At 60.1% G+C, this 25,404-nt stretch carries 19 protein-coding genes, 1 tRNA gene and 2 pseudogenes; 12 read left to right on the forward strand and 10 right to left on the reverse strand.

All coding sequences use genetic code 11. From position 1 onward, the window contains the following. Positions 1-12: 12 nt before the first annotated feature. The 6 genes from arfB to E3O25_RS14285 form a co-directional block, all read right to left on the reverse strand. A complete protein-coding gene (gene arfB / locus E3O25_RS14260) occupies positions 13-435 on the reverse strand; it encodes an alternative ribosome rescue aminoacyl-tRNA hydrolase ArfB (RefSeq protein ID WP_134361463.1) in 423 nt (140 codons plus the stop codon). 36 nt (positions 436-471) lie between these two features. After that, the gene (locus tag E3O25_RS14265; RefSeq protein ID WP_134361464.1) at positions 472-1,233 is read right to left on the reverse strand and encodes an SCO1664 family protein; all 762 of its coding nucleotides are present in this window, start codon (positions 1,231-1,233) and stop codon (positions 472-474) included. After that, entirely contained in the window at positions 1,233-1,796 is a 564-nt protein-coding gene (locus E3O25_RS14270) for a DUF3090 domain-containing protein (RefSeq protein WP_092111455.1), read from the reverse strand. The genes E3O25_RS14265 and E3O25_RS14270 overlap by 1 nt, the downstream gene beginning before the upstream one ends. An 18-nt stretch (positions 1,797-1,814) precedes the next feature. Next, on the reverse strand, positions 1,815-2,513 hold the full coding sequence (locus E3O25_RS14275; RefSeq protein WP_092111457.1) for a histidine phosphatase family protein: 699 nt from the start codon (positions 2,511-2,513) through the stop codon (positions 1,815-1,817). Between the two features lie 52 nt (positions 2,514-2,565). Next, positions 2,566-3,333 (reverse strand): MOSC domain-containing protein, encoded by a 768-nt coding sequence (locus tag E3O25_RS14280; protein ID WP_166806030.1) that lies wholly within the window; start codon positions 3,331-3,333, stop codon positions 2,566-2,568. An 81-nt stretch (positions 3,334-3,414) separates the two neighbouring features. Next, positions 3,415-3,615 (reverse strand): hypothetical protein, encoded by a 201-nt coding sequence (locus E3O25_RS14285; protein ID WP_092111461.1) that lies wholly within the window; start codon positions 3,613-3,615, stop codon positions 3,415-3,417. A 230-nt stretch (positions 3,616-3,845) separates the two neighbouring features. On the opposite strand from E3O25_RS14285, the gene E3O25_RS14290 reads away from it, so the two are divergent. Further along, positions 3,846-4,850 carry an NYN domain-containing protein gene (locus tag E3O25_RS14290; protein WP_092111463.1) on the forward strand — a complete coding sequence of 335 codons (1,005 nt, stop codon included), beginning with the start codon at positions 3,846-3,848 and terminating at the stop codon, positions 4,848-4,850. Here E3O25_RS14290 and E3O25_RS14295 read toward each other — a convergent pair. Beyond that, positions 4,847-5,587 carry a hypothetical protein gene (locus tag E3O25_RS14295; protein ID WP_092111465.1) on the reverse strand — a complete coding sequence of 247 codons (741 nt, stop codon included), beginning with the start codon at positions 5,585-5,587 and terminating at the stop codon, positions 4,847-4,849. The genes E3O25_RS14290 and E3O25_RS14295 overlap by 4 nt on opposite strands. 251 nt (positions 5,588-5,838) lie before the next feature. Between E3O25_RS14295 and E3O25_RS14300 the strand changes: the two genes are divergently transcribed. Next, positions 5,839-5,915: transfer RNA gene (locus tag E3O25_RS14300), tRNA-Pro, on the forward strand. A 235-nt stretch (positions 5,916-6,150) separates the two neighbouring features. Here E3O25_RS14300 and E3O25_RS14305 read toward each other — a convergent pair. Then, positions 6,151-8,091, reverse strand: a complete 1,941-nt coding sequence (locus E3O25_RS14305; protein ID WP_134361466.1) for a hypothetical protein — start codon at positions 8,089-8,091, stop codon at positions 6,151-6,153. After that, complete coding sequence (locus tag E3O25_RS14310; RefSeq protein ID WP_166806031.1) at positions 8,088-9,089, reverse strand: tyrosine-type recombinase/integrase; 1,002 nt, start codon at positions 9,087-9,089, stop codon at positions 8,088-8,090. Before E3O25_RS14310 ends, E3O25_RS14305 begins: the two co-directional genes overlap by 4 nt. Before the next feature lie 541 nt (positions 9,090-9,630). On the opposite strand from E3O25_RS14310, the pseudogene E3O25_RS17950 reads away from it, so the two are divergent. Next, positions 9,631-9,687, forward strand: a pseudogene (locus E3O25_RS17950) (hypothetical protein); the annotation flags it as partial. Positions 9,688-10,082: 395 nt separating this feature from the next. On the opposite strand, the gene E3O25_RS14320 reads toward E3O25_RS17950, so the two are convergent. Continuing rightward, entirely contained in the window at positions 10,083-10,409 is a 327-nt protein-coding gene (locus E3O25_RS14320; protein ID WP_134361468.1) for a hypothetical protein, read from the reverse strand. A 162-nt stretch (positions 10,410-10,571) separates the two neighbouring features. On the opposite strand from E3O25_RS14320, the gene E3O25_RS14325 reads away from it, so the two are divergent. The 9 genes and pseudogenes from E3O25_RS14325 to E3O25_RS14365 all read left to right on the forward strand — a co-directional run bounded on the left by E3O25_RS14325 (position 10,572) and on the right by E3O25_RS14365 (position 25,364). Beyond that, positions 10,572-11,168, forward strand: a complete 597-nt coding sequence (locus E3O25_RS14325; protein WP_134361469.1) for a helicase associated domain-containing protein — start codon at positions 10,572-10,574, stop codon at positions 11,166-11,168. A 267-nt stretch (positions 11,169-11,435) separates the two neighbouring features. Next, positions 11,436-12,104 (forward strand): hypothetical protein, encoded by a 669-nt coding sequence (locus E3O25_RS14330; RefSeq protein WP_134361470.1) that lies wholly within the window; start codon positions 11,436-11,438, stop codon positions 12,102-12,104. An 891-nt stretch (positions 12,105-12,995) separates the two neighbouring features. Beyond that, positions 12,996-13,733 (forward strand): hypothetical protein, encoded by a 738-nt coding sequence (locus E3O25_RS14335; RefSeq protein ID WP_198410993.1) that lies wholly within the window; start codon positions 12,996-12,998, stop codon positions 13,731-13,733. Between the two features lie 544 nt (positions 13,734-14,277). After that, positions 14,278-15,284 (forward strand): annotated as a pseudogene (locus E3O25_RS17585) (Eco57I restriction-modification methylase domain-containing protein). Positions 15,285-15,313: 29 nt separating this feature from the next. Next, positions 15,314-17,893 carry a GIY-YIG nuclease family protein gene (locus E3O25_RS14345; RefSeq protein WP_134361471.1) on the forward strand — a complete coding sequence of 860 codons (2,580 nt, stop codon included), beginning with the start codon at positions 15,314-15,316 and terminating at the stop codon, positions 17,891-17,893. Between the two features lie 36 nt (positions 17,894-17,929). After that, positions 17,930-19,339 (forward strand): competence protein CoiA family protein, encoded by a 1,410-nt coding sequence (locus tag E3O25_RS14350; RefSeq protein WP_134361472.1) that lies wholly within the window; start codon positions 17,930-17,932, stop codon positions 19,337-19,339. Between the two features lie 726 nt (positions 19,340-20,065). Continuing rightward, positions 20,066-23,119 carry an RNA 2'-phosphotransferase gene (locus tag E3O25_RS14355; protein WP_134361473.1) on the forward strand — a complete coding sequence of 1,018 codons (3,054 nt, stop codon included), beginning with the start codon at positions 20,066-20,068 and terminating at the stop codon, positions 23,117-23,119. A gap of 364 nt (positions 23,120-23,483) precedes the next feature. Then, on the forward strand, positions 23,484-24,068 hold the full coding sequence (locus E3O25_RS14360) for a hypothetical protein (protein ID WP_134361474.1): 585 nt from the start codon (positions 23,484-23,486) through the stop codon (positions 24,066-24,068). A 501-nt stretch (positions 24,069-24,569) separates the two neighbouring features. After that, positions 24,570-25,364 (forward strand): hypothetical protein, encoded by a 795-nt coding sequence (locus E3O25_RS14365; RefSeq protein WP_134361475.1) that lies wholly within the window; start codon positions 24,570-24,572, stop codon positions 25,362-25,364. The last annotated feature ends 40 nt before the right edge of the window (positions 25,365-25,404 follow it).

The raw sequence follows: 25,404 nt of genomic DNA on the forward strand, positions 1-25,404 counted from the left end.
CAGCATTACCGGCTACTCGGCCGCGGGCCGCTGGCGGTTCTGCTTCGTGGCCGAGCGCTGTTGCTTGACGGCGAGGTGCCGGCGGGCCGAACCCCGGGTGGGTTTGGTCGCGCGGCGCGCGGCCGGTTCCGCCGCCAGCCCTGCAATCACCAGGTCGGCGAGCTTGCGCAGGGCAATCTCGCGATTGCGCAACTGGGACCGCTGCTCGCTCGCGGCGATCGTGACCACGCCGGAAACGAGACGGTGACCGAGTCGGGTGAGTAGCAGCATCCGCTCATCGTCGGCGAGCACCGCGGAGTCGGCGACGTTCCAGGACAGTTCGACGCGGCTGTCGGAGGTGTTCACGTGCTGGCCGCCGGGCCCGGACGATCGGGAGAACCGCCAGCCGAGTTCGCGGCCTGGAATGGTAAGCGCCGGTGACACCTCAAGATCCATGCCTCCAGCGTGGCACAGTATCTGCGTTTGTCGCAGCTAGAACAGCGGCCAAGGCACCGCGGGCATGTCGCCGCTCGGGGCCGGGAATCGTGCAGCCGTGTGCAATCGGCTGCAACGCTCGGCGAGCGCGGCGACTTCGTCGGCGCTGAGGAGGCCAGCGAGGCTGTCACCGAGGGCACCGCTCAACTCGGCGCTGACGCGGTCGACGCCATCGAGCTCGTCGGCGCTGAGCGGGTCGCCGAGCCACCCCCACAGCACGGTGCGCAGCTTGTGTTCAGCGTGAAAGGTGAGTCCGTGGTCGACGCCGTGCCGATGACCGTCGGGCATCGGCAGAATGTGGTCTCCCTTGCGATCGGCGTTGTTCACGACAATGTCGAACACAGCCATGCGTCGAAGCGGGGCCGTGTCTTCGTGGATGAGGCTGACCATCCGTTCGTTCTCGTCTCGCCCATCGAAAACGTGGCGCCATCCAGACCCTGGCACGGCCTTGGCCGCCACGATGTCGACGGCGGTCTGGGCCGGGTCGGCATCCTGCCAGAGCTGCACCATTCCCGGGCCCATCGGGCCGCCCCGCAGCCAGGTGCGCGGCACCACATTCCAGCCGAACACCTGTGAGACGAGGTAGGCGGCCACCTCGCGGTTCGCCAGACCGGCGAAGTCCCAGAGCGGATGCTCCCCCGCAACCGGCTTGTAGACGACCGTCACCCCGTCGATGCTGGCGAGAAATGTCGCGTTCGATGCCGTGTTGATGCGGCCCGTGAGCCGCAGCTCGCCGTGCTGCAGGTCGGGCTCGGACATCAGACCTCGGGCAGGGTGCAGGTGTGTCCGTCGGCGTCCACTGGATAGCCGCACAGGGGGCACATGGGCCGCCCTGCTCCCACGACCTCGCGGGTGCGCTTCGCGAAGGCGCGCGCGGTGCCGACGGGTATGCGCACCAACAGCATTTGCGCGATCTCCACCGAATCGGGCGAATCGTCGTCGTTTTGGTCTTCCTCCTCGTCTTCGCCGTCGATGAGCGGGTAGGCCTCGATCACGACCTGCACCGTCGAGGGATCCCAGCCGAGGCTGAGGGCACCGGTGCGAAATTCTTCTGCGACGGGCTGATCGAGGGGGTCGTTGTCGACCAGCTCGACCGGTGTCGTCGTGGGAATGCTGAACGGATTGCCTTCGAAGGTGATCAGCTGGTCGAGAATCTCATCAATTTTCTCGGCGAGCAGCGCCGACTGCTGTTTCTCCAGCGCGATGCTCACGATCCGGGTGCCGGTGCGCACCTGCAGATAGAACGTGCGCGATCCGGGCAGTCCGACCGTGCCGACGACGACCCGGTCGGGCCAGTCGAATTCATGAACGATTGTGGGCATACAAATACTCTAAGCGCGTCAGGTGCGCGGAGCCTGAGGCCCGGCCCCGCCGCCGACCGGTGCGTCAGCCGAATGGATGCCGGTCGCCAGCCACGACAGGTCGCCGGCATCGGTGTTGGTGGCGTGAACGCTTGGCCGCCCCACGCCGTACCGCACGATTGAAACGGATGCCGGCCCCACGTTGATGCGCTGGAACAGGTCAAGGTGCATACCGAGCGCGTCGGCCAGTATTGACTTGATGATGTCGCCGTGGCTCACCGCCACCCAGACTGCGTCGGGCCCGTGCTCGGCTTCGAAGACAGCGTCGTGGCGTCGAATAGCGGCCACCGAACGCGCCTGCATGGCGGCCATCGATTCGCCGCCCGGAAAGACTACAGCTGAGGGCTGCGTCTGCACGACCGACCAGAGGTTCTCGGTGGCGAGGTCGCTCAGGCTGCGGCCCTGCCACTGGCCGTAGTCGCACTCGGTTAGTTCCTCATCGAACGGCGTCACTGGGGAGCCGGTCTGACGGTCGATAATTAGTTGCGCCGTTTGCCGGCAGCGCTCCAGGGGGCTTGAGACCACGCCCACCAGCGGCACGGCCGCGAGCCGTTGCCCGGTCAGTGCCGCCTGCTCCCGCCCGAGCTGGTCGAGGCTGACTCCAACGGTTCGTCCGGCCAGCACTCCGGTGGCGTTTGCGGTGGTGCGGCCGTGCCGCACGAGAATAACTGTGGCCATGTGCCCAGCCTAGACATCCGCTCACCGGTTTGATCGCAGGTCAGGCCACTATTCAGTCGTGCGGTTCGTCTACCAGCCGGGCCTCGTCGCCAACTGACACCGCTCCGGGTTGGATGACGCTGGCATAGACACCGAACATGATGTCGTTCCCCTTCAGGCGATAGCCACCCAGGGATTTCAGCAGGTGAGTTCCCCGAACGCCGGTTTGCGGGTCGATGTCGATGACCGCGCATCGCGGTATACCTCCCTTGATGAGCAGTCGGGCACCGCCCACTACCAGCTCGCGGCCGGCCCACGAATCCTCGATGTGCGCGTCGGCGTCGCCGGTATCGATTGTGAAGGTGGAACGGAAGCGGCGTGTGTCGACGGCTCCGCCGACTTTGTCGGCCAGCCGATCGAGTGAGCTGGTCGTGGAGATCGTGATCGGATCGGCGTAGACCACACCTCCCGTGACCAGGCTCCGCGCGAGAACGACGCTGCGCCCCAGCAGACGCGAGAACTCGCTGGCCCAGGGTCCGTCAACCACCTGCATGGGCGTGCCGCGACCCCAATATTCCAGTTCGATCTGTTGCCCGGTCGGCTCCGGCACGGCCGAGAATCGCCGTCCGTCGATCTCCACCGAGAGAACTCCAGCGGCCCAATCGGCCTCGCAACCCACCAGCGCGGCATTTTCGACGGTTTTCAGAATCTGTCCGGTGTGCAGATCAACGACGGCGAAGTCACGGTCCCCGGCGGCACCGTCGTGCCCCAGCTGAACGCTCTGCCGCGGCTGGTGTCGGCCACCTTTCAGGGGCGAAATACCGATATCTCGAATTTGCATGATGCTGATCACCCTAGCGAGGGGGCGGGGCATCCACTTCTCATGCGTCTCGTCGGCCGACCGGGCGTCGAGTGGCGGCGATCAAGCACCGATTGAGAGCAGCACGTGGTAGACGACATAGACCGGCCAGACGATAGCCTGCAGCAGTCCCAGGATGACACCCCAGAAGGTGCCGGTCGACACCGAGACGAAGTAGATCGCCGCGCCGATGTAGGCCAACAGAAACACGAACCCCCACGGGCCATCGCGAACGACCACCCGAGCTCGACTGTTTGTGGTCATTGCGTCCTCCGTTGCTCGTTCTCCGTCACGAAAGACAGTAGTCCTGTCTCGATCCTGGACCCAGCTGGTGTGCGGCCGGCGGCACCCAGAAGGGCGGTTTCGAAAAAGAACGAGCGTCGCCCCTCTTCCTCGGTCACGTCGAACCCAAGTTGCCCTCCACCCGCAGCTCGGCGCAAACTAGGAGTACCGGATCGCTACTGAGTCTTCCGCCTGCGGCTGAGGAGCTCACCATGACCGAACCAAACGACGCGCGCGTCGGTCTCTATATCGACTTCGACAACATCGTCATCTCGCGGTACCAGCAGTTGCACGGGCGAAATGCCTTCCAGCGTGACGGCATCCGCGATTTCAATCGACGTAGCCCGGATGCCGACCCCGAGATCGCCGCTCGGCTCGCCGCTGCGACGGTTGACTTTAACGCCATCATCGACTTCGCTGCGTCGTTTGGCACCTTGGTGGTCAACCGGGCCTACGCCGACTGGTCGGTTCCGGTCAATGCGAGTTACCAGCGCCAGCTCATGTCCCGAGCGGTGGATCTGACCCAGCTGTTCACCACCACGACCCGAGGAACCAAGAACGGGGCGGACATCCGTTTGGCCGTCGACGTGGTCGAAGACCTCTTTCGCCTGCCCGACCTGACCCACGTCATTATCATCGCCGGCGATTCCGACTACATCGCCCTCGCTCAGAAGTCGAAGCGGCTGGGCCGTTTCGTGGTGGGGATCGGCGTTGCGGGTTCGACGAGCACGTCGCTCGCCGCCGCCTGCGACGAGTTCGAGGACTACGACTCACTGCCCGGGATCGGTTCGGCCAGCCCGGTCGTCGCAGAGTCCCCGCGCGAGAGCCGCAAGGCCGCCGAACCGGCTCCTGCCAAGGTCGACCCGGTTGTCAGTCCGGCCCGAAGGCTCACCACGATTCCTATGTTCTCGCACACCGAAGACGCGCAATACGACGAGCCGGAGCTTGGCGATGACATCGACCCGCAAACTCTGGCCACGGACCTCCTGGTGCGTGCCCTGCAGATCGGTCACGCCAAGGGAGATGCCGACGAGTGGCTCAATACAGGCACGATCAAGAACCAGATGCGCCGCATGGACCCATCGTTCAACGAAAAACCCCTTGGCTTTCGTTCCTTCACCGACTTTCTCGCCTCACGCAGCGACCAGGCAGAGCTGAAGGAAGATGGCCCGCACCGGCTGATCCGGCTGCGCCCCGAAGCAGGAAGTCGGCGCTAAGCAGTCACTTGACGCCGCGCAGCGGATCGGCGACGAGAGCGCTCTGCCATCCCTGCCGCTACGAGCATCGCCACGCCTGCCGCGGCCGTCGACACGGCGACGATGGTCTCGGTGAAGGGAGTCGTGTCGTGCGACTGATAGCCCAGAAGGGCCGGAGCAATCTGGAAAGTGGCGACGATATAGCCCGGCAAGGTGACGCCGAGCAGCAAGAGGCACGCAACGGATGACGCCCATGACACACGCAGCCAGCGCACGCTCAAGGCGATCAAACCCGCGAACCCTATCAAGCTCAGCAGCATCTGCACCGGCAGGAATTGCAGCGGGGACGGAACACCCATGAGGCCCGAAACGAGGGCGTGCATGCCGGTGATGCCAAAGGATGCTGCGGTGGCGACGGTGAGCATCCGCTCAAAGCCACTGTCGCGACTCGCGGCTGATCGCGCCAGGGCTCTGATGCCCAGCGCCAGCAGCAGAAGACCCAAGCCGAAGAATTGCGCGGTCGTGCCGAGGTTTTCCCACGGGTCAGCGGGGTAGGAGTAGTCGAAACGGTGGTCTTCAATCGAGATGTCGGTGCGCGTCCATGAGCCGGTGAGCACGACCCACCGTTCCAGCGAGGCGACAAGCTGCAGCGCGGCCGCTGCAAGAAACAGCCCGGCCGCGGCGAGCGACCAGCGGACCGAAACACGACGGGCGCGAACGATCGGGGCGGGGTGATCGGTGCGTGCGATGGCTACCATGCGATCAGAGTAGCAACAGGGTTACGTGAATCTAAGCGTGAGGGCGTTATTGCCGCCTCGTCTCACGACAGCCTTATCGTCGCCGGACCCGTCGCGACGCAACCAACGAACCAGATCAGCACGCAGGCCGCGGCAATACCAGGGCGATCGTCGGTGCCATTTCATGTGTTCATCGGTCCTCTCATAAGGCGGTAAGCTCTTACAGTTGCCTTCCGCAGGTTTCGAATCTTGGAATCGCTGTGCGGAAGCGGCGGGCTGTGGCGCAGCTTGGTAGCGCACTTGACTGGGGGTCAAGGGGTCGCAGGTTCGAATCCTGTCAGCCCGACCAAAGGGCCGTTCGCGAAACTGTTCGCGAAACGGTCTGGTTGGAACAAAAAGAAATCGCTCCTGAGGATTCTCAGGAGCGATTTCTGGTTCAAGCAGTGCGTGAGCGCCGAGGTGAGGGCGATTCGATGGGCGACGCTGCCGCCCTGGCGATTCTTGCCGTTTTGTGGCGCGTCGGATTGTTCTAACAGCTGGAAGGCTTGCCCTCGAGGGCGGTGATGTTCTCGCTGAGTGCGCTGCTACTGGCGGCGGGGTGGCCCGCCAGTTTCATCGGTCAGCGCACCGCTCTTTCCTTTGCCTGGTCGCGCGACGCCGGACGGATAGGTGTCGGTGTACGGGTTTCGCCACTCGCGGTCGCGACGTCGAATGATGGCGACAGTGGGTTCACCGAGAGCGTTTCGCTTGGCGTCTTCCTTGATTTTGTCACTCATGAACGCGGCGATTTTGCGTATGTTGAAGTTAGTCAGCAGCACGGTGACAATGATTTGGGCGGCGCCGAATCCACGGAGTCGACGACGACCGGCCGATTCAATATCTTCTGTTCCGCCGGCTTTGACTTGGGCGTTGAGGGACTCGATGCTGTTGCGGGCGTGGGTGTGGAATTCGTCCCATTCTTTGGTGCCGTAGTCGAAGGCCTGTTGTTGGCGGCGCATCTTTGCTACCTCGAAGGACACGGAGTGCTGGCGGCAAATTTTGTCAGGAAAGTCGGGCACATCGTCCGGGTCAACCGACGGACGTTCCTTGTCCACCACAGTCTGAGTCTTCAATAGTTCCCGTAGGGGGCATGTCACACTGGGGCTTGGCCCAAGTGCCGGGCAACGGAGTACCGTACGTCCGCGCGCGTCAGGCTTCTCCTTCTGATGCAGTTGGAAGGCCTTGCGCTCCTTGATTCGCACCCAGTAGGTCTCTTTGTCGAGGAGGCCACTTAGTTGGTCCTTCGTGGCATCGCGAAGCGGCTGGGGTGTTCCGGGGCAGTACGCCGCTCCCTCGATGTATTTTGCGCCGTGGTCCCCGCCTTGCACCCCGAGCCTGTCGACGCGGTAGTCCGTCGAGGGTGTGAATCCTTCGTTGAATGCGGGGTCGTGGAGGCGCTCAACGAGGGAGTTCGCCCAATATTGCTTGTCCGCATCTCCGACTCCTGGCTTCAATCCGGTGGCCTTGGCAGCCCTCATTAATGAGACAGCTTCTTCGGCGACGCCGACGTTGGGCAAGCTGAGAGTTGCGGCGATGGCCAGTGCCGGAAAGCGGGACTGGCCGGGAGCTTCGGAGTCGACACGAACAGCAATATTCGCCTCCCATCCCCAGGCGTAATTCGTCCCCGCATCGGCCTTCCCGTGGGGGTCCGTCTGGTCGGATTGGCCACGACGAGAGTCGACTCGTTCTCCGGCGCGTACGTGCCATCCAGCGAAGGCATCGACTGGCCCCGGCGTCAGAGTGCGCTTTTCCTCAATTTTCTTTTCGTCGGCGACCCGCTTGGCGAGGCTCTTTTTGGAGTAGCCCTTTGTTGTTGGCGTTCCAATAAAAGTTTGGTCAAAAGAAATGTCGACTTTGCTTGATATACGACGAATGTGGCGCGGTTGTTCGTTGTACGTCATGACGAGAAATAGTTTCGTGAATTCGTCGAGTCGGGCTTTGCGTTTGTCGGCCAGCACCCTGTCATGTGTATCCAGAATGTGCTGAATCTCGGTGTAGGTCTTTGAATGCCGACGTTCCTGAGGAAACGGGTCCATCAGGTCGTTGAGACGATGAAACGCTCGGTGCGTGTTGTGGTACCAACGTTTTTGTTCACCCACGTGCCCAATGAAGCTGGTCATGGATGCTTCGAGCCCGAGCAATTCACGGGATTGGTCGCTGAGTTCGTATTGAAACAGTGCGGCGAGTCGAGTGATGAACATCGGCGCGTTTGCCTTGGCGAGTAGCAACATGCCCGTGAGGATGGCGAGTTCCGAGATGAGTGAGGGTCGGCCACCCAGGCTCTCGCCAGCGGCATCTTCGTCGCGCCAGTCCTGGAGTTTGGCGAGTGCGCCCGTCTTGCGAACACGGCCTTCCATCAAAACCACGACGTCGTCAGCGATGACGTGATGAACGCGGCCCCGCCCCATCACTTCTTCCGCGGTGACGCCGCCCAAATCGTCGTCATACACGGAGTAGCTGTGGTCGGTGTCGCCAGCGCCGTTCATCGGGCGACCTCTTCGCCGGTGATGAGACCGATATAGTCGGCAAGGTTTAGGGGTTTCGCATAGCGGAGGTGTTTATCGAGACTCTGCGCTGAGGCGAAACCAGCGATGGCTTTCAGGACCGGCAGCGGGAGCCCGTTGTCGATTTGGCTGACTATCCACGTGGAACGCAGCCGTGACACTGTGGCGCGCACCCGGGACGGATGCAAGGTCAGGAAGGTCTGGATGGCGGTTGGCCGATATTCGTTACTTCGGTAGCCGCAGAATAGGAACTCGTCGGGGTTTGTACGTTGGTCGAGGCTGCGGAGGAGTGTTCGGTTCCACGGGTTCATCACGGGGACTCGGCGTGGTCGTGGCCCGGGAACGTTGACGAAGACACGCCCGTCGGTCATTTCGATATCGCCCAGGCGCACGTCTATGATTTCGTCGGTCCGGAGGCCAGCGCCGCCGGCAAGGCCAAGTATTGCCCACGCGTTTTGACGCTTCAGATTAGTTGTGAGCGATGCCGCCCAGCTGTGCATGGTGGCGGAATCGGCCAGGCTGAAGGGGCGCCGCCCGGGCAGGTGAGGTGCTGGCAGGCGTTTGATACCACCATTGGCGAGGAGGTCAGCGATGGTGCCGAGCTGCCGAACAATTCCCCACCGATGCGATTCGGAGTGGGTAGGCAAGAATTCCTGCAAGTAGCGATACACATTGCGCGATGTGTAAACGCGTTCAGCGGTGAGTTCACTACCGGTGGCAGCCCACAGCCAGCTGTGGAACCTCGCCGTCATTGTCATGAGCCGGCGAGTGCTTTCGTAGCTGCGGGGCTTCATCTGCACTGCCGTAGCGATGGTGAACTCCCGTACGGCCTTCCACTGTGTCAGCGAGACCTTCGGGTGATATCGGACGATGATGCCCCAGAGCGCGTCGGGGAGCTCCGGGTCGAGAGCCCTTAGATGCGCATATGCTGCGGAGTCGCTGAGGAATTTGTTGTTGAGTCGGTCTTTTCGGTCGGTCATGTAAACCGTGTACGGGGGCTCGCAGAAAAGCTGCACGAGCTGCCGCAGCGACCGAACCATGGCTGTTCACCGTCACCTGTCGCGCATCATGATTGCGCTCCTATGTGGAGGTAGAGCGAGTGGGTTGGGTGCCCGATTCCGCGGCCTGGGCAATGAGCTGGTCAAGCGCCGCGAGGTTCTTGAGCCCAGATATGCGGAGGAGCTCCCGCGGGGGCGTACCCGCAATGAAATGCCCGAGAAGCCACGTCGCACGCATTCGGCTCGGTCGAACATCCAACGTCGTCCGGGCACGCTGCAAGAAGTCCGTGACCTGACCGGGGTGAACTCCGGTGCGACCGGGACAGAAGAACCAATCGTTGGGATTGAGGTCATTGACGATGCGGTGCAGAGGTTTATGCCATTCGGGAAGGACGGGCACGAGGCGGGGGCGGCTTTCCCAGACAATGATGAGCACGTGTTCATCGCGTAGCTCGAGGTCTGACGTTCGGACGGCGAGCAGCTCACGGGTCGCCAAACCGGCACCCAATCCAAGTGTCAGAAGTGCAATCGCGTCCAGCTGACGGCGCGGTGTGCCTTGGCTGCGAGCCCAACTGTGTAAAGCGGCGACATCGTTCGGTGCGTACGGCTTGGTCGGTGCGGACCGGGGAATGGGTCGGTGCTCTCGAACGCTGTCAGCGGGGTTCAGAGCCTCCACCATCAGAGCGAGCGTCGCCCGGTGGGTTGCTTTGCTGCCGCTGAGGTAGTTGCCCATTCCACGGTGGATGAACTCTTCAACGACGCGGCGCCGGAAGATGCGTCGCCGCTCGAGCGGAGTCCCTCGTGTTTGCCAACACCAGAGCACGAACGCCACTGTGGCGGGGAACAGCTTGCGAGGTGCGCGCCCCGTCGCGGCAGCAACCTCGGCGACCGCATCTTCGATGAACGGGCCAATGGTTTCCCAGTAGGCCAGCGCGTAGATGGGGCGGTATTGATAGGCCCGCTCATCAGCGTTCCTCATGGCCGTTGAGGTGGTTCGGTAATCGGCTCGATTGAGACCACTCTGGTGGTCTCTCGGGTGGTGAGCCAGACGCCGGGTACGTGCAGGTTTATCAGCACCACCATGGGATTGCCAACGCAGCAGGTGACGATTTCCAGCAGGTCGACGTCATCACCATCCCGTCGGAGGCTGAGCGTGTCATTAAACATGGCGCTGGCCACCCGTCGAAGGACCCGTGCGTCGAGGTCGAGCGAGTAGCGGGTCGCGGACGCCGTCGTAACGAGGTATCGGCCGCGGTCGGCATCCGTCAGTGCGTTCTGTGGGTGTTCCGCGGTTGTCGGCATCACGACTCCGTCTCGTGGTCTCGGGCTCTGGAGCACAACAGTAGAGATTCGCCTGGTTTCAAACCACCGACTCAGTGACAAACCCGGGCCGAATTAGTCCTTTTGGGCACAGCGCATAGCTGCAGTGAGGCAGCAATTCATGCGGCCAGAACAGGCGGCACAATGCAACAAGGAACAAGCACCAGCGAACTCCACGAGAAAGCACGCACGCTCTGGTTCCAGGTCGGCGATGTGGACCCGGAGTCCGAGCAATATGAGACAGCGGACCATCGGCGTGCGAGCGGCGCTGAGGCTAACCGAGCGGTGGGCTACCGGCGCTCAGCCAGCTGGGCAGACGCTCTCCACCGCTACGAAGAGTTCTGGCGAGCAAGCGAGCACACGCCGCGGGAGAACACTCGAAACCGGTCGACCTTGCCGAACAACGAGCGCCGACTCGGGGAATGGGCGCGACACCAACGCCGGTTCGATGACAGGCTCACCGCCTATCAGCGCATCCGGTTGGACGTCTCCCCCGCGTTCGAGTGGGACCCGCACGAGAGCCGCTGGCGAATCAACCTCGCCGCATCCATCCAGCACGTGCAAACGAACGGTCGGTTGCCGCGCCTAACTTCCGCTGACCCGGCGGAGTTTGCGCTGGGGAGATGGCTTGGACGTCAACTGCGGCAGCTGAAATCTGGAACGCTCTCGCGTGACCGAGAGGCGCATATTAGCGCGCTCTTGGCCCTGCCGACCGGCGTCCCCGAAAAACCGACTCTGTGACAAAACTCGACCGGCTCAGCGCAAACGGATTGCTGACGCAGTAGTTTCGGCCGCGTAACACCGAACTGAGTCCCGGGCGCCGCGCCGTTCACAAGCCTTGTGCTTTCGACGGCGCGGCCCCTGGCCTCCCGCACGAAGAACACGCCGACCTCCTTTCCCTGCGCAAAGTGTTCAGCAGCACCCCGCACCCGGGCACATCATCAACCGAGGCCTAACGGAAATGAAGTTCATCTCAAGCGCCGCAGAACGTGATATGGAGGACCAGCAATGAAAACCGTCGAAGGGCTTAACGGCGACGAATCGGGCGTCTGGCGCGTCACGACTGTCTGCAGCAGCTACATCGTGAACTTCCAGCGCGGCACAGTCACCCGCATCCCGGGTGTGGGCAGTAACGTCACCTTCAACGATTTCGAACGGCCGCTCCGCACCCTTGATACGTGCAAAGTCGGCGAGGCCGGGTATTGGACGATGAAATCCGAAGACTCATTCGCCGACTATTACACGCAGCAAAGCACGACTATCGTGCGCATTGCGCTTCTCACCGGAATAGAGCTCGGGAAGGCAATGACTGACGTTGCCCTTCAAAATATCCATGCCCTAGATGGGCTGTATTCCATGACCGATGTGGCGACCATGCTGAACGTGGAAGAGCCCAAAATCAGGGTAATGCTCGCTACGGACCAGCTCATTGCGCTCATCTGGAGGGAAGAAATAGTGTTCCCCGGCTGCCAGTTCGGACCCGACCGAAATCATATTGAGTCCTTTGTGCTGCCACTCGTCTCGGCGGCTGCCGACCTGGATTTTTCAGGCTTCGGTCTGACTTTCTGGTTGTACACGCCGACAACGTACTTTGGCGGCGACCGGCCGCTCAGCCACCTTGACGAACCCGAAAGACTCGTCGAGGCATTTATTGCCCATGCGAGCATCGAATGGTGACAGGGCAGTCGTCAACAGCTAAGCAACGATTCAACTCCCCGCAGCGATACCGCAATCGGCTCAGTACGCGCAGGGGATTGGCGGCCAGCGGTAAGACGCTACCTCTTGCCCAGCCCCGGAGACCCTCCACCGACTATCGACTGAACCCACCTCTTCTTCTTCGGGTCGGGCGCTGACTTGCGTCTGGGCACGGTTCCACGTTCAAGGTTCGCCTTCTTGCGAGCGGCGGCCTCTGCTTCGTAGATTCGTTGGGATGCAAGCGACGCTTGTCGACGTGATTCGAATGACTTTGCTTTGCCCACTCCTCCTGGCTTTGTGGTGGAGCGGCGGGCAACAGCCGGCATCGGTGCCGGCGCCTTAATTTCGCGAGCTGGAACTTCGTTCCGCCGCTGGCGGGACGAAGCTGGCGGCTCTACGAGTCGCGGACGAACGCGGGGCCTCGGCGCCAGGGCCTTTCGAGATGCCCGAAGTAAGTTGCGTTCTTGGGCCGCTGTTGGTCGAGGGCGAAGGGTGTCCGCGACCAACTTCCCCGGCGGCCCGCCTGTTCCTGAGCAGCGACCTCCACTGGACTCGTGGGCCGTCATCACTTGTGTGGTGCTTACCGTGACAGTTTGGTCGCAGACCGGACAAATTGCTCGCATCGTTGAAGGCCCTCTCGTGTGGTTGCACGATACTGGCTGCCTCCGACACGACCGCCGCCGCGACTCGAGTCCAATGACGACGGAGGCGTGCGTCGAAGCGCCCCTGCGCCGCGTCGTGTAAGCAGTGTCGGCCCGACTCGCTAGGGTGAAGGTGAGGCGTGGCTGTGTTTATTCCGGGGTCCCAGCTACCTGCTTGGCTTTATTGCAATGAATTCGGAATTTCGCTTGGGTGCGATACAAGGAGCAGATGGTGGGAAATGCTATTCCGTTGGAGCCGGTGTCTGGCATGCTCACCGCAGGTGATATCGCACCACGTGAGCGACATGTCCAAATAAGGACTCGCGAGCGCGTTCGAGACTTGGCTGAGGTTTACACCCATGAGCGCGAAGTCAATGCGATGCTCGACCTAGTTCCGGATATGTTCCCGAGCGCAGAGGACACCGGCAACCACGACCGGACATTCCTGGAGCCAGCATGCGGTTCTGGAAACTTTCTCGAAGAAATTCTCCAACGCAAGCTATCCACAGTCACCGTTCGGAGCTATGGGCGCGGTGAGCGATATGAACACCGTATTCTCCGATGTCTTGCGTCCACCTACGGCATAGACATCGACCCGGAAAATGTCACGGAGTCTCGCGACCGCCTTAGGGCAGTGATTTCGTCGCACCTCGACCGAGACCTGAACACCCAAGCACCGACACAAGGATTCGCCACTGCAGTCGAGGCTATCCTCGCGACGAACATCGTTCGAGCTGACACTCTCCTCGACACAAAGCACATCGTGTTTGTCAGATATCGTCCGGGGCGAGGGGCAACTTTCACCCGTGAATGGGAGACGCTGGCGGAGCCGGAGGAAGCACCTCAGCTTGACCTTTTCGGGGAGTATTCAGGCGCTTCGCGTCGTGACAGTACGGGAATTCACTACAGTGAGTTGGCCCAGTATCCGGGGCCATTCGTCGGGGGGAACGCAAATGAGTCTGGTAAATAGTGCCCAGAAGTCCAGCCAACATGTGCCGGACATACTCGATTGCTTGGCCCAGCTCTCGAATGACGAGGTACCAACCCCGCCTGCAGTTGCGCGCGCAATGCTCGACTTGCTGCCAGATGCAGTGTGGCGTGAGCCGAATTATCGATGGTTTGACCCGTTCTGCAAATCGGGCGTATTTCTGCGTGAAGTGGCAGCTCGGCTGCTTGATGGACTCGAGGATTGGGAGCCTAATTTCGAGAGACGGCGCGAGCACATCTTTCGGAACATGCTCTTTGGTGCGTCAATTACCGAGATGACCGGCCACATCGCCCGGCGGAGTGTCTACTACTCGCGCGATGCATCCAGCTCGAGGTCAGTAGTCGAATTTAAGTCGGCCGACGGGAATCTGCCCTTCGTGCCCGCAAAACACCTGTTCGGCAAAGGGGAAAAATCCAAGTCCTGTGTTGTGTGCGGAGCACCCTCGGCGCTTGAACGCGGCGGAAAGCGCGAGAACCACGCGTACGCATTTATCCATGGGGGTTTCCCCACAAAGGAGCTTCCCGACATGAAATTCGATGTAATTGTCGGCAACCCGCCGTATCAGACCGAAGACGGAGGGCACGGGGCCAGCGCGGCACCAATTTACCAACACTTCGTTGAAGCGGCTGTCAATCTGAACCCGCGGTACGTCCTGATGATTACTCCTTCGCGATGGTTCGCGGGGGCAAGGGGCTGGACCAGTTCCGGGCCCGGATGCTGGCCGACAAACGGATGAGCAAGCTTGTCGACTATCCCAAGCTCTATGACGGATTCCCCGGGGTCAAGATTCGAGGAGGCGTGTCGTACTTCCTCTGGGCACGCGAACACAGAGGGCCCTGCTCAGTAGAGACGATGTGGGATGGCAAATCGCTTGGTGCTCCTGTCGAGCGGTACCTGGATGCCTTTGACGTGCTTGTGCGGAGAAACGAAGCGGTTTCCATTCTTGAGAAGGTACGCGTACATCGTGCCGGCGGTAGTCCAGAAACGACCCTCAACGAGCGTGTTTCAAGCCGCAAGCCATTCGGATTCCCAACCAACTTCCATGGCGTAACGACTGCAGCCAAGTTGTCGGACCCGGTGAAGCTCTACGGCTCCCAACGAATTTCTTGGATAGAGCGCACTGGAATACTTCAGAATGCGTCATGGGTAGAAGAGTGGAAGGTGCTGATGACGCGAGTGCAGGGGACGAGCGCCGCAGTTGAGACGATGTTTCTGAGCCGACCCATTGTTGCGTTGCCCGGGGAGGCGTGCACCGAAACTTACTTGGTTGCCGGGCGATTTGCCACGGAAGAGGTCGCAAAGCGATATGCGGCGTATCTGCGGACCCGCTTCGTTCGCTTTCTGGTGTCGCTTCGAAAGCCAACACAAGATGCAGCGAAGGGGGTCTACTCCTTCGTTCCGGACTTGCCTATGGACCGAGAATGGACAGATGCAGCTCTCTACGAACGCTACGCACTGACCAAGGATGAGATTGAGTTCATTGAATCGCAAGTGAAAGAGATGCCCGCGCCTTCGATTGCGGCCTCCAATTGACAGAGCAAACGGAGGCCCAGGGTCTCGCGTTGAGCGAGGTCGAGACTGTGGGCTCGCCCGGCACACCTCGCCGTGTGTACGCGTACACGGTTATTGGACGCGATGACGTGAAATGGGAACGTACAGTCGGAAACACACGCATTGTTGGCAAGGGAGTCATCAAGGTTGGCGAGACTACGAAGTCGTCGGCGCGCGCTCGCATCAAGCAGCAACTGGGCACTGCGTATCCGGCTCTTGAAGGCGTCACAATCTTGGTGGATAAGATTGCTCAACGAACTGATGGTTCATTCTTCCGTGACCATGCCGTCCACCAGGCGCTGAAAGCGCAAGGTATCAAGCGTGCGGGCGGTGAATGGTTCGAAGCAACGGTCAATGAGGTTGAAGCGGCAATTACCGCAGTCCGGAACGGCACTGAATTCGATTCGGCCAGAACTCTCGATTTTCCGATGCGCCCAGAACAGGAAGATGCGGTCGCGGTCACGGCCGGCTATTTTGCGGCGCATGGAGCAGAAACCTCCGGCGGAAAGGCTCCCAGGTTTCTCTGGAATGCAAAGATGCGCTTTGGTAAGACGTTTACGGCCTATCAGCTGGCGAGAGAGATGGGCTGGCAACGCATCTTGGTATTGACGTACAAACCCGCCGTACAAGCTGCTTGGAAGGATGACCTGCTTGGTCATGTCGACTTCGAGGGATGGCAGTTCGTCGACCGCGACACTTCCATAGCCGAGATGGACAAGCTTGCAGACGAGTCAAACCCTCTGGTCTGGTTCGCATCATTCCAGGACCTCAACGGCAAGACACCCGACGGACAAATCAAGGCCCACAACGAGACTGTTCACTTGCTCGAATGGGATTGCGTCATTCTGGACGAATATCACTTCGGCGCTTGGCGTGACTCGGCACGAGACCTCTACGACCCCGTCGACAAAGAAATCGCAGAGACGGAGGAGCCAGATGAACGGATTACAGACGAGGACCTGGGGCTGCAATCCCACCACCACCTGTACCTCTCTGGCACTCCATTTCGAGCCATCACGAACGGGGAGTTCACTGAAGATGCCATCTTCAACTGGACCTATGTAGATGAGCAATCGGCGAAAAGTCTTTGGAAGGCGGAAGAGGGACAGAATCCCTACATCGACCTGCCTCAGATGAAAATGTTCTCATACGAGCTTGGCGACCAGGCCAGCGCGTGGGCAAAAGACGGGGAGTTCAACGGATTCTCGCTAAGCGAGTATTTTAGAGCCAAGAAGCGCGTCCCTTCGAGCAAGTCAACTGAGCTTGGTGCCTATGCATTTGAGGACCAGGAAAGGGTTTCAGAATTCTTGGAACTCCTGCGGGGCAAGCTCAGCGACCAGATGAAAACAAAGGTCGTCACTGGGCAGAAAGCTCCGTTCCCGTACGAATCTCCCGAGTTCACCGAATCCATTAGACACTCTGTTTGGTACATGGCCGATGTGGCAGCGTGCTACGCGATGCGTGACATGCTCAAGAAACATTCCTACTTCAAACACTTCACCGTCGTTGTGGCCGCAGGCAACAAAGCGGGCCAGGGAGCCGCTGCGAAACCACCGGTAGAAGCGGCCATCAGCAAGGGCGCGTCCACAGGTTCCATTACGTTGTCGTGTGGAAAACTGATGACCGGGGTGACCGTTCGCGAGTGGGGCGCAATCATGATGCTTCGCTCCCTGAAGTCACCAGAATCGTACTTTCAAGCTGCGTTCCGTGTTCAGTCACCGTGGGCTTTTCGCAATCCCGACGGAACCATGGACGTTCAAAAACACACGTGTTACGTCTTCGAGTTTGACCCCAACAGAGCACTCGGGCTTGTTGCCGAATACGGGCTACGGCTCGCCACTGCCGGCGACGTTTCTCCTTCGAAAGCCATCGGGCAGTTGCTGAACCACCTACCCATTTTTCAATTCTCGGGTGGCAGCATGACCCAACTCGATGCTGGGGAGCTGCTCAACTGGGCGACCGCAGGTATCGGAGCGACGGCTCTTGCGCAGCGGTGGAGTTCGCCGTTGCTCGTGGAAGTCAGCGAGCACACACTGTCCGCGCTTCTCAACCAACCAGAACTTCTCAAAGCGCTCGAGCAGATTGAGGATTTCCGCAATCTCACAAACTCCGCTCAACACGTCGTTACGTCCAGCAAACTTCTGAAGAAAGCAAAGCGAGCGCAGGGTGGCAAACTCGACCCGGAGCAGAAGAAGGTGCAGTCCGAAGCTTCGAAGCATCGCAAAGAGATTCGTGAGAAGCTGCAGAAATTCGTTGCGAAGGTGCCGGTCTTCATGTACATCACGGACTTCCGCGAAGAAGCGTTGAAAGACGTCATCGAATCGTTGGACTCGGAGTTGTTCGAACGAACAACCGGACTTACCGTTGCCGACTTCAAGCTCCTGAACAGCATCGGGGTATTCAACGCCCAGCATATGAACTCGGCAATTTACCAGTTCAAGTCATTTGAGAACACAAGTCTTCACTACGCTGACGTGGTCAGCGCAGACATCGCGATTGAGACGGTCGGCTTGTGGGACTCGACGGTAAACGTAAACAATGCCGTCAAAGTCGATGAGGAGAGTCTGGCCTTGTCCGAGAGCGGTGCATAGCGCCAGGTGTAGCTGAACTCCTTTGCGGGATACAACATGCCGGTCAGCTATATATCGGAGGCTCGAATCGAACACCCGCTCGCGCTGACAGTTATAGAAGACGTGCTGCAGGCAGGTCCGCAGGTGCCTTTCTCCGCGACAACGAATGGAGCTGCGCACTTCGCTGAAGAGCACCGCGCAGGCCTGGCCGCATTTCAGGGCGGAGAGGCAGTCTTCGTTTGGGGTCGGGTCAAAAACACGGGCGAGCTGTGGCATCTCGAGGACGACACGGCCACTGAGTTCCGCAGCTTCGTAAAGGAGCACGTCGTCTGCCCCGTCCCGGGATGCGACTCGAAGTTGACCACCGCCCACCGCACGAAAAAACGCGACGGGCTGCAGCACCTTTCCGGGAAAGGGGGGCATTCTCGGGAGTCAATATTTCATTCGCAGGGTTGTGCGCTCGTCGAGTCCTGGCTGACCGAGGCGTATCCGAACTCGGTTGCGGTTCGGGAGGAGTACACCAACGAGAAGGGTGAGCGTCAGGCCGATGTCCTCCTCACCGGGCCGCACGGGGACCGGATTGCCTTCGAGGTGCAGTACAGCCCACTCACGCCGGATGCGTGGCGGCATCGTCACGACTCGTATCGCGGGCAGGGCATCGTCGATGTTTGGTTGTTCGGGCACACCGGCAAGCAGTTGAAATTCGACTCGGACGAGTTCCTGAAACTCAGCCCGACGCACGAAGCCGTTCTCCACTCCAAAAGTGCGTTGTTCTTCCTCAACCCGGAGTTAGAAGTGGTCGGTGTCGCCGTGGGTGAAGGCGACCGCTACAGCGTGGAACATGAGAGCTATTGGGGCGAGCGGACCGCCGTTTGGGACATGAGTCGACGTGCAGTGCTGGAGCTTCTACCACTCGGAGAATGCCGGCCCTCCATGGTTCGCGGGCTGACCAGCCATTGGTTGGCAGCGTTGTACGAACAGACGGACGAGCTTCGCACCCACAACGTTGACGCGCGTGCTCAAGTCGCCGAGAATCGGGAGCGGAGAGCGCACGAGAAGGCCCAGCGGAAGAAGCGGTGGGCGGAGCAACGGGGGGAAGCACATTCGCGCATTAGGGAGGCGTTGGGGAATGTTCAGCGGTGGAGCCGCAGCGAAGCGCTTGCCCTCATTACGGGTTACTTCACGGAATATCTCCGGGGGCGCATTGAGACCAAACCCGATGGGCTGCTCGTTCGGTGGCAGTGCGTTGTGTACTTCGATTTCATCGCCGGATATGACAAGCCGTTTGGAGTCCGTGATGCCTATCAGCAGATAGTGCGGCGTGGAGTAAAGATGGGTCAGCCGGATGCCTTCAAACTCATCTCGAGATATCTCTATCGTCTGGAAGACGAGGGTTACGTGGAGAGGGCGGCGTCAGTCGGGAAATTCCCGGTGTTCGTCGCCACTGAATCCGGCGCACGGTGGTAGCTGTCGGCACGCCGTGCATGGGCGGTCCGGCGTGTGGGGTGACAGTCGGTCCTCGAGGCTGGTCGAATTTCTGGAGCTACATGGAGCTGGACCGAGGAGAACAATGATGAACCGGTTTCCCGGGTGGGAGACCCTACGTGCTTCGGCGCCGGTCCATGTGAGTCCGCCGCCGAAGCTGACGGAGAAGGAATCAACGAAGCATTCCGTCGCCCTCCGCGCGTTCCGGCTGGAGTGCGTGTGTGGGCACATCACCGTTTGGGCTGCGACGGAGCGCTTCGCACTAAGCAAGTGGATGAACCATCTCGCCGTGGTCTCGGGGGCAAAGAAGCGTCCGGACAATCGGAAGGTGACGCCGGGTTCGCACCCCCGTGGGACCTGACCGCGGACAAACATAACCGGCGGCGTTGTGGGTGGCGGGACGCTATCGATATGTCGTCCGGATATTCGTTAGGCGTGAAGATTTGCATCAACGCGAATGGAAATGCCCCCTGGACTGGTGATTAAAGGAGGGACGCCGGCCGAAGAGGGTTCGATAGTCTCGAGAGTAGTGGCCTCTTGGTCCAACGGCGGGTTCACAGCGATTGGTACCGGAGTTGGGGAGCCAAGGCGATGCCAGCGTCAGTCGAACGAAACAGAGAGCAAAACTTTGGCAAATCCCCGAGACCGTCTCTTCATTCTGAACGCGCCTAGTTCGGACTTGAACGGCGCTGCGATTGGACGTAATGCATGACGATTCCGACGCCTTCAGAGCTGGCCGCGCGACTCAGTGGACCTCGCGAAGAACCAACTATTCGAATGCTCGTCCTGCAGGTCCAGACCGACTTTCCTCACATCGTTCGGTCGATTGAACGAATCGACATCAGTCTTCTGCCCTCGGTGAAGCAATGGATTGAGGTTGAAGGCTCGGTTTCAGTTGCGCAATGGGTAGGACGAGGCACTACATCCGCAGCGCTAGCGAGCCTCTGGGGGGCGAGTCGTCAGCTGGCGCCGCCAAACCTGTTGTCAGCGCTCATCAAGGAACAACAGCTCAGCACCCGGGGAGATGGCATCGGGGCCTATCTGCGCTCTTCTCGAGGCTCGTACGTCAATAGTCTCTTGGCGGCTAGGCGGGCGGTATCGGCTGCGCTCGTGCAGAATGTTTACACAGTTCCATTTCATATGCCCGTAGTGCTCGCGCGGGCCGCGAATCTCGCTCGTGAGTACCTGCAGGAACTCATCGGGATTGAACCCGGGAGCGACGCAGGGCTTACCTGGTCAGTCGAGAATCGGCACGCGGCAGAACGCGATTTTGGCAAAGTCGTCGTCATCGCCGCGAGATTTTCAACGGTCGAGGTCGGTCATTTAGAAACGGCGCAGGGATATCTTAGAGCTGCGGCTGAGCGGTCATTCGACATCTCGGCCGCGTCCTATCATCTTGAGGCGAGTCTCGAGCTGTACCGGAAGGGCAGCGACAAGAACGTCCTCACGGACATCGCGAGTTGGATAAATACCCAGGACGTTCCTGACAATGATTGGGGAACTTGGCATCTGAATGTTGCTGAGGTCTGGCTAAATCTAATCGAACACGCGGAAACAGAGCGCGCGCGACAGCAATTCCTCGCCATCGCGCGAAAATCATTGGCAAGGCTGAAAGATATCGACCTGGAATTGACGTTCGAGGTCCGATTCCGGATGCTCGCCGCAATCGCGGAGTTTCTCACTGAACGCTCCTCCCTCTTGAACGACCTGACCCTACGCGGAATGAAACTCCCATTTGCTCTGAGAGTCACCAACACGGATATGCCGCCAATCCTCTTTCAAGCCGCGGACGCGCTTGTGGGAGCTCTCTCTCCAGCCGCGAATCGCGGCCAGTATGCCTATCGCGATTCCCTAGCGGACCTTCTCTCCCGTTTGGCACGCCACGACAAAAGAGGGGCCGAGCGAGCACCTCGATTGAGGGAGGCGATTCGCTTACGCAACCCAGTTGCGCAGAAGGACGCCCTTGCCGGAATGCGGTCTCGACTGGCGCAAGCGCAGGACTACCTGCTACTCGCGCGGATTGAATCGGCAGTGGACTTGCGACGCCGAGGGATTGATATCCTTATTGAACAGCACCTGTCGGATAGCGGTGCGCCGTCGCCCTTGGTGCTCCTTGCAACGGAAATTGAGGAGCACGGTGCTCTTCCGAACGTTCTGGCGGTCCCGTCAATCAACGTCGATTTGCTACGCGCGGTGCGCACCGGTAATTCTGAAGCCATCCTTCGAATGGCGGCGAAGTGCGCTCTTGCAAGTCCGGAGCTGCGTCGCCGAGGCCTAGGCGGTCGGGGAGGCGTTGTGACTGTGGACGACTACTCGGGCGTATCAGGCCAAACTTTCATTCTGAAGGACATGTCCTTGGAAAGCCAGCAACGCGACCTGTCTCGAGCGCGAGCTCTAAGCATAGACATTCGCGACGCCGAACTCGAAGCCCGTTTCGGAGTCGTCGAGCATCTAATGAGCGAGCACATCGATGGGCACGAAAGCGGCGTCGAGCATGTCATAAGCGTCCGGCGATATCTCAGCGGCAGGACGCTGAGGGCAGTTTTGGCGGAACAAACAGGTTCACCTGCCAGAGTGCTGAAGTCGTGTGTCGAGTTCTTGGCGTTCATCCACGCTAACGAGGCGAAAAGAATGAAGCCTCGCCACGGGCGACGTGACATCAAAACGAAAGAACTGGGCCGGTGGCTCCGAGCAATTACGCCGAATGGCGAAGCTTCCTTCGCCAAGTGGTGGTCGCTTGTTGAGTCGATGCCCGCGCTACCGCGGCGAGACGCACATTCCCTCAACTGGCTTGTCGATGGTGATGCTCGAATACTCGCAGTGGACCTTGAGACGGTGGGTTCAAGGCCCGCAATGTATGAGCTGGCCCAACTCATTGACGATTCGCCGATATACGCCCCGGACGATTGGTCAGGTCGCAACGAGTTGCACTCGCTCTACGTCCGTGCTCTCGAAAATCTCGGAATGGACGTTGATTATGAGATGAGCAGAAAGGCTTATCAAGCGAGCACCGCTGCGCGAGCAGTCAGCCTCCTGACTGACCCCACCGGAACAAACTCCCTTCGGCTACACGGATTCAAGCTTTTGAAGGAACTTTCGGCGTCGTCAGAATTCGCAGACGTTGCGGCGTGGGCCGATGACATCGCTGTCGCCTGGTCTGTGAAGGCCGGGCTTTCAGACCCAACGCGCTACAACTCGATTTCACCAGCTGACAAGATGCGAATCAGCAAGGCCATGGCATTTCACCTGAGGCACGATGCAGATGCATTTGTTGTTCGGGGGGGATGGATGTACGCGGAGGACCTGGCCGAAAAACTCAAAGCCAGTGGTCATCGGGTGACTCCCAGCCAACTCCTGGTTGTGGCAGGTGCAATGGGGGAAAAACGTTTCGAGTTAGATGGGCTTGAGATTCGCGCTCTCTACGGTCACTCGGTCGATATGCGAATCGACTACGGTGAGGCAAAAGCCCCCAAGCAGCTTTACCACGCAACCACGAGTGACCGTTTAGCTTCGATTTTCGAGGCACGCGCAGGACTTCGTTCGATGTCCCGGGTCTATGTTCATCTCAGCGATAATCCCGAAGCGGCGATTCAGGCAGGTGCTCGGAGAGGAGCCCCGGTTCAGCTTCTGCGAGTTGACCCGAAAGGCGCGAGCGGGCTGGTCTTCGCGGGAGCAAACACTTGGCTTGCGACTGCGGTGAAGTCCACGGGACTTTCAGTGATGACTGTGGTGGAACAGGTCGCACTTGAAGCCGAGGACTAGAGTCCGACGTATTGAAAAAACCGACCCTCCATGGTTCGCGGGCTGACTTGCGATTGGTTATGCGCATCGCACGAACAGACGGATAGCCTTATTCTGCAAATGCATCGGCGAGTCAGGATGTCAGCGTGCGTTTCTCTCAAACTTTGCTTTCTTCGGCAACGCGCTCGGCCAGATTCCCGCGGGAATTCCTTCGTCGTCGGAGTGCCGATAAATGATGATAGGTCGCTTCGCGTGGTGTCTCCTGACGTGCGCGAGAAGGCTTCATCCAAGCTCACACGGGATTGCATCCGCATTGAATTTTGGGGCCCGGACTTCCGACCGAAAGCGTGGCAATGCGCTACTTCGGTACCAGTATTCTGAACGGATGGACATTCTGAAACTACCCGAATCAGCAGCGCTGCTCGGGGTCGTAGGTGGAGTCGTCGGAATCATCTCGTTCGTCTGGACCGTGGCGTGGTCCATTGTCTACAGGCCAAGGGTGCGATGGTCACTCAACCGAATCCTGCTTCGGGACTGCAATTCCGAGCTCAATATGATTGCATTGGTTTTCCGGAACGTCGGAACGGCCGCGGCCGAGGACTCCCATGCGGTGATGCGAGCACCCCACCTCGACGGGCTACGCGAGTTCCCCTCTGAAGGGCGCCTTCGCGTTGAACCTGGTGGAGAGATTCAAGTGTTGATACAGGCGCATGTGCGGCGAGATGAACGGGCCCTGCAGGACCGGCGAATCCGTCCATACATGAGCGGCGATGCCACCATGTTCGAGATGTCGAAGCTTCGCATCACGCTGAGGTGGCGGCGGCAGACCTTTGGCTTCGCCCGGAGATGGTTCTGGCCAAATCGTCTTCAGTATCGAGTGCCGCTTGGCGATGACCTATCGAAAATCAACAATCAGCCGAGCGGGACGGCCACTCTGGCGGCGTCTCCTGCGGTCATTCAGTCGTCATAGAGCAGCTACAGTTTCGCTCTCCATCTACGCTCCGACATCGGCATGGGTTGTGGCCGCGGTTGCATGCGCCGGCGGTGGGCAATACCCGTTGCTCGCTGGCTCCCGTAATTCAGAGAGTCGGTTTGGAGGAAAATAGCGTCAGCCCGCGGAGGAAAACGAATTCGCTCGACACCTGGCTTCCGCGTCCTGACGGGCTTCGCGAACGGCCCGACTAGTAGAACTGGCCCGGCGTCATGCGCCTGCGCTTCGTGAAACACCCTGCGAGTTGAATAGGTTAGGACTTGTTGCTCTTGAAGAGGTCGCGAATAACTTCACGCTCTCGCTGCAGTCGTTCCTGGCGAACCTCAGCCGTCACTTGAGAGAGAGTACGGCCTGAACGAGTTGCGCGCATTGCTGCACGCTGTCTAACGCGAGCGCAGTTCAAGGTCACGCGTTCGGACGTAGGCGGAGACTAACCTTCCCTGTGCCAGTCCTCGTGACGCCCTACGGCATGATGGCTTCATGTCAGAAATCCCCCCGTCTGCAGTTCCCAGCATCCTGTCTGAAATGTTCGCTGTCGTTCTTTACAGTGACCACGGGTCGGGGGTTCGCTTGCGATGGAACTCGGCTGACCGGACTTGGCTCCGGTCAAACCCGTACGGCACGGGTTTCATCGAGCAAGACCCACCGCACAAAATAGGTTCGGGCGAACGGGCGTTCACGACCCTGGTCGACGCGCCGACGGTCGAGGACCTTGCCGTTTCCGTTGCATTAGCCGAATCGCTGAAGAAGACCGGGTACTGCCAATTCTGTGGAAACGGGACGCTGTCGCTCCACGCGATTGTTCCGGATATATATGGTGAAGCGACTGTCGCTTGCGTCCTTCGCCCAAACCCATCGGTAGTCGATTCGTCCGGCGGTACTGCGCGGACGAAGCATTGGGGCACGACTTTCGCCTGCAATGCGGTCAGTAGGACCCCGGTTCACCGACCGAACAGTTACCTCGAGGTCGGCGTCTACCTCTACGGCGAGCCGCTCACTATCCTCGAAGCCATTGACCGGCCTTGGTGCAGCAAATGTTCTGGAACGGCGCAAAACGTGCGCATAAATTTATCGGAAGCTCTGGGCGGGGAGCTCACCGCGATTGGCCTACGCGACGCCCTGCGAGATAACGAAGAACGGCGCACCCACGGCGACCAAATCAGGTACCTTCTCCATGAAGTCAGGGACCGAGACCGGCAGGAGCTGTTGGTAGAGATGCGTGCCGGAATGCGCGGGCTCACGGCCGAGGTTTACGCGGCCCGGGACGAGAACTAGGCCGACAGGCACGCGCCTGCAGTTGCGGGCGCCTATCCAG

The organism is Cryobacterium sp. TMT1-3 (assembly GCF_004402315.1).
In the GTDB taxonomy this organism is placed as follows: domain Bacteria; phylum Actinomycetota; class Actinomycetes; order Actinomycetales; family Microbacteriaceae; genus Cryobacterium; species Cryobacterium luteum.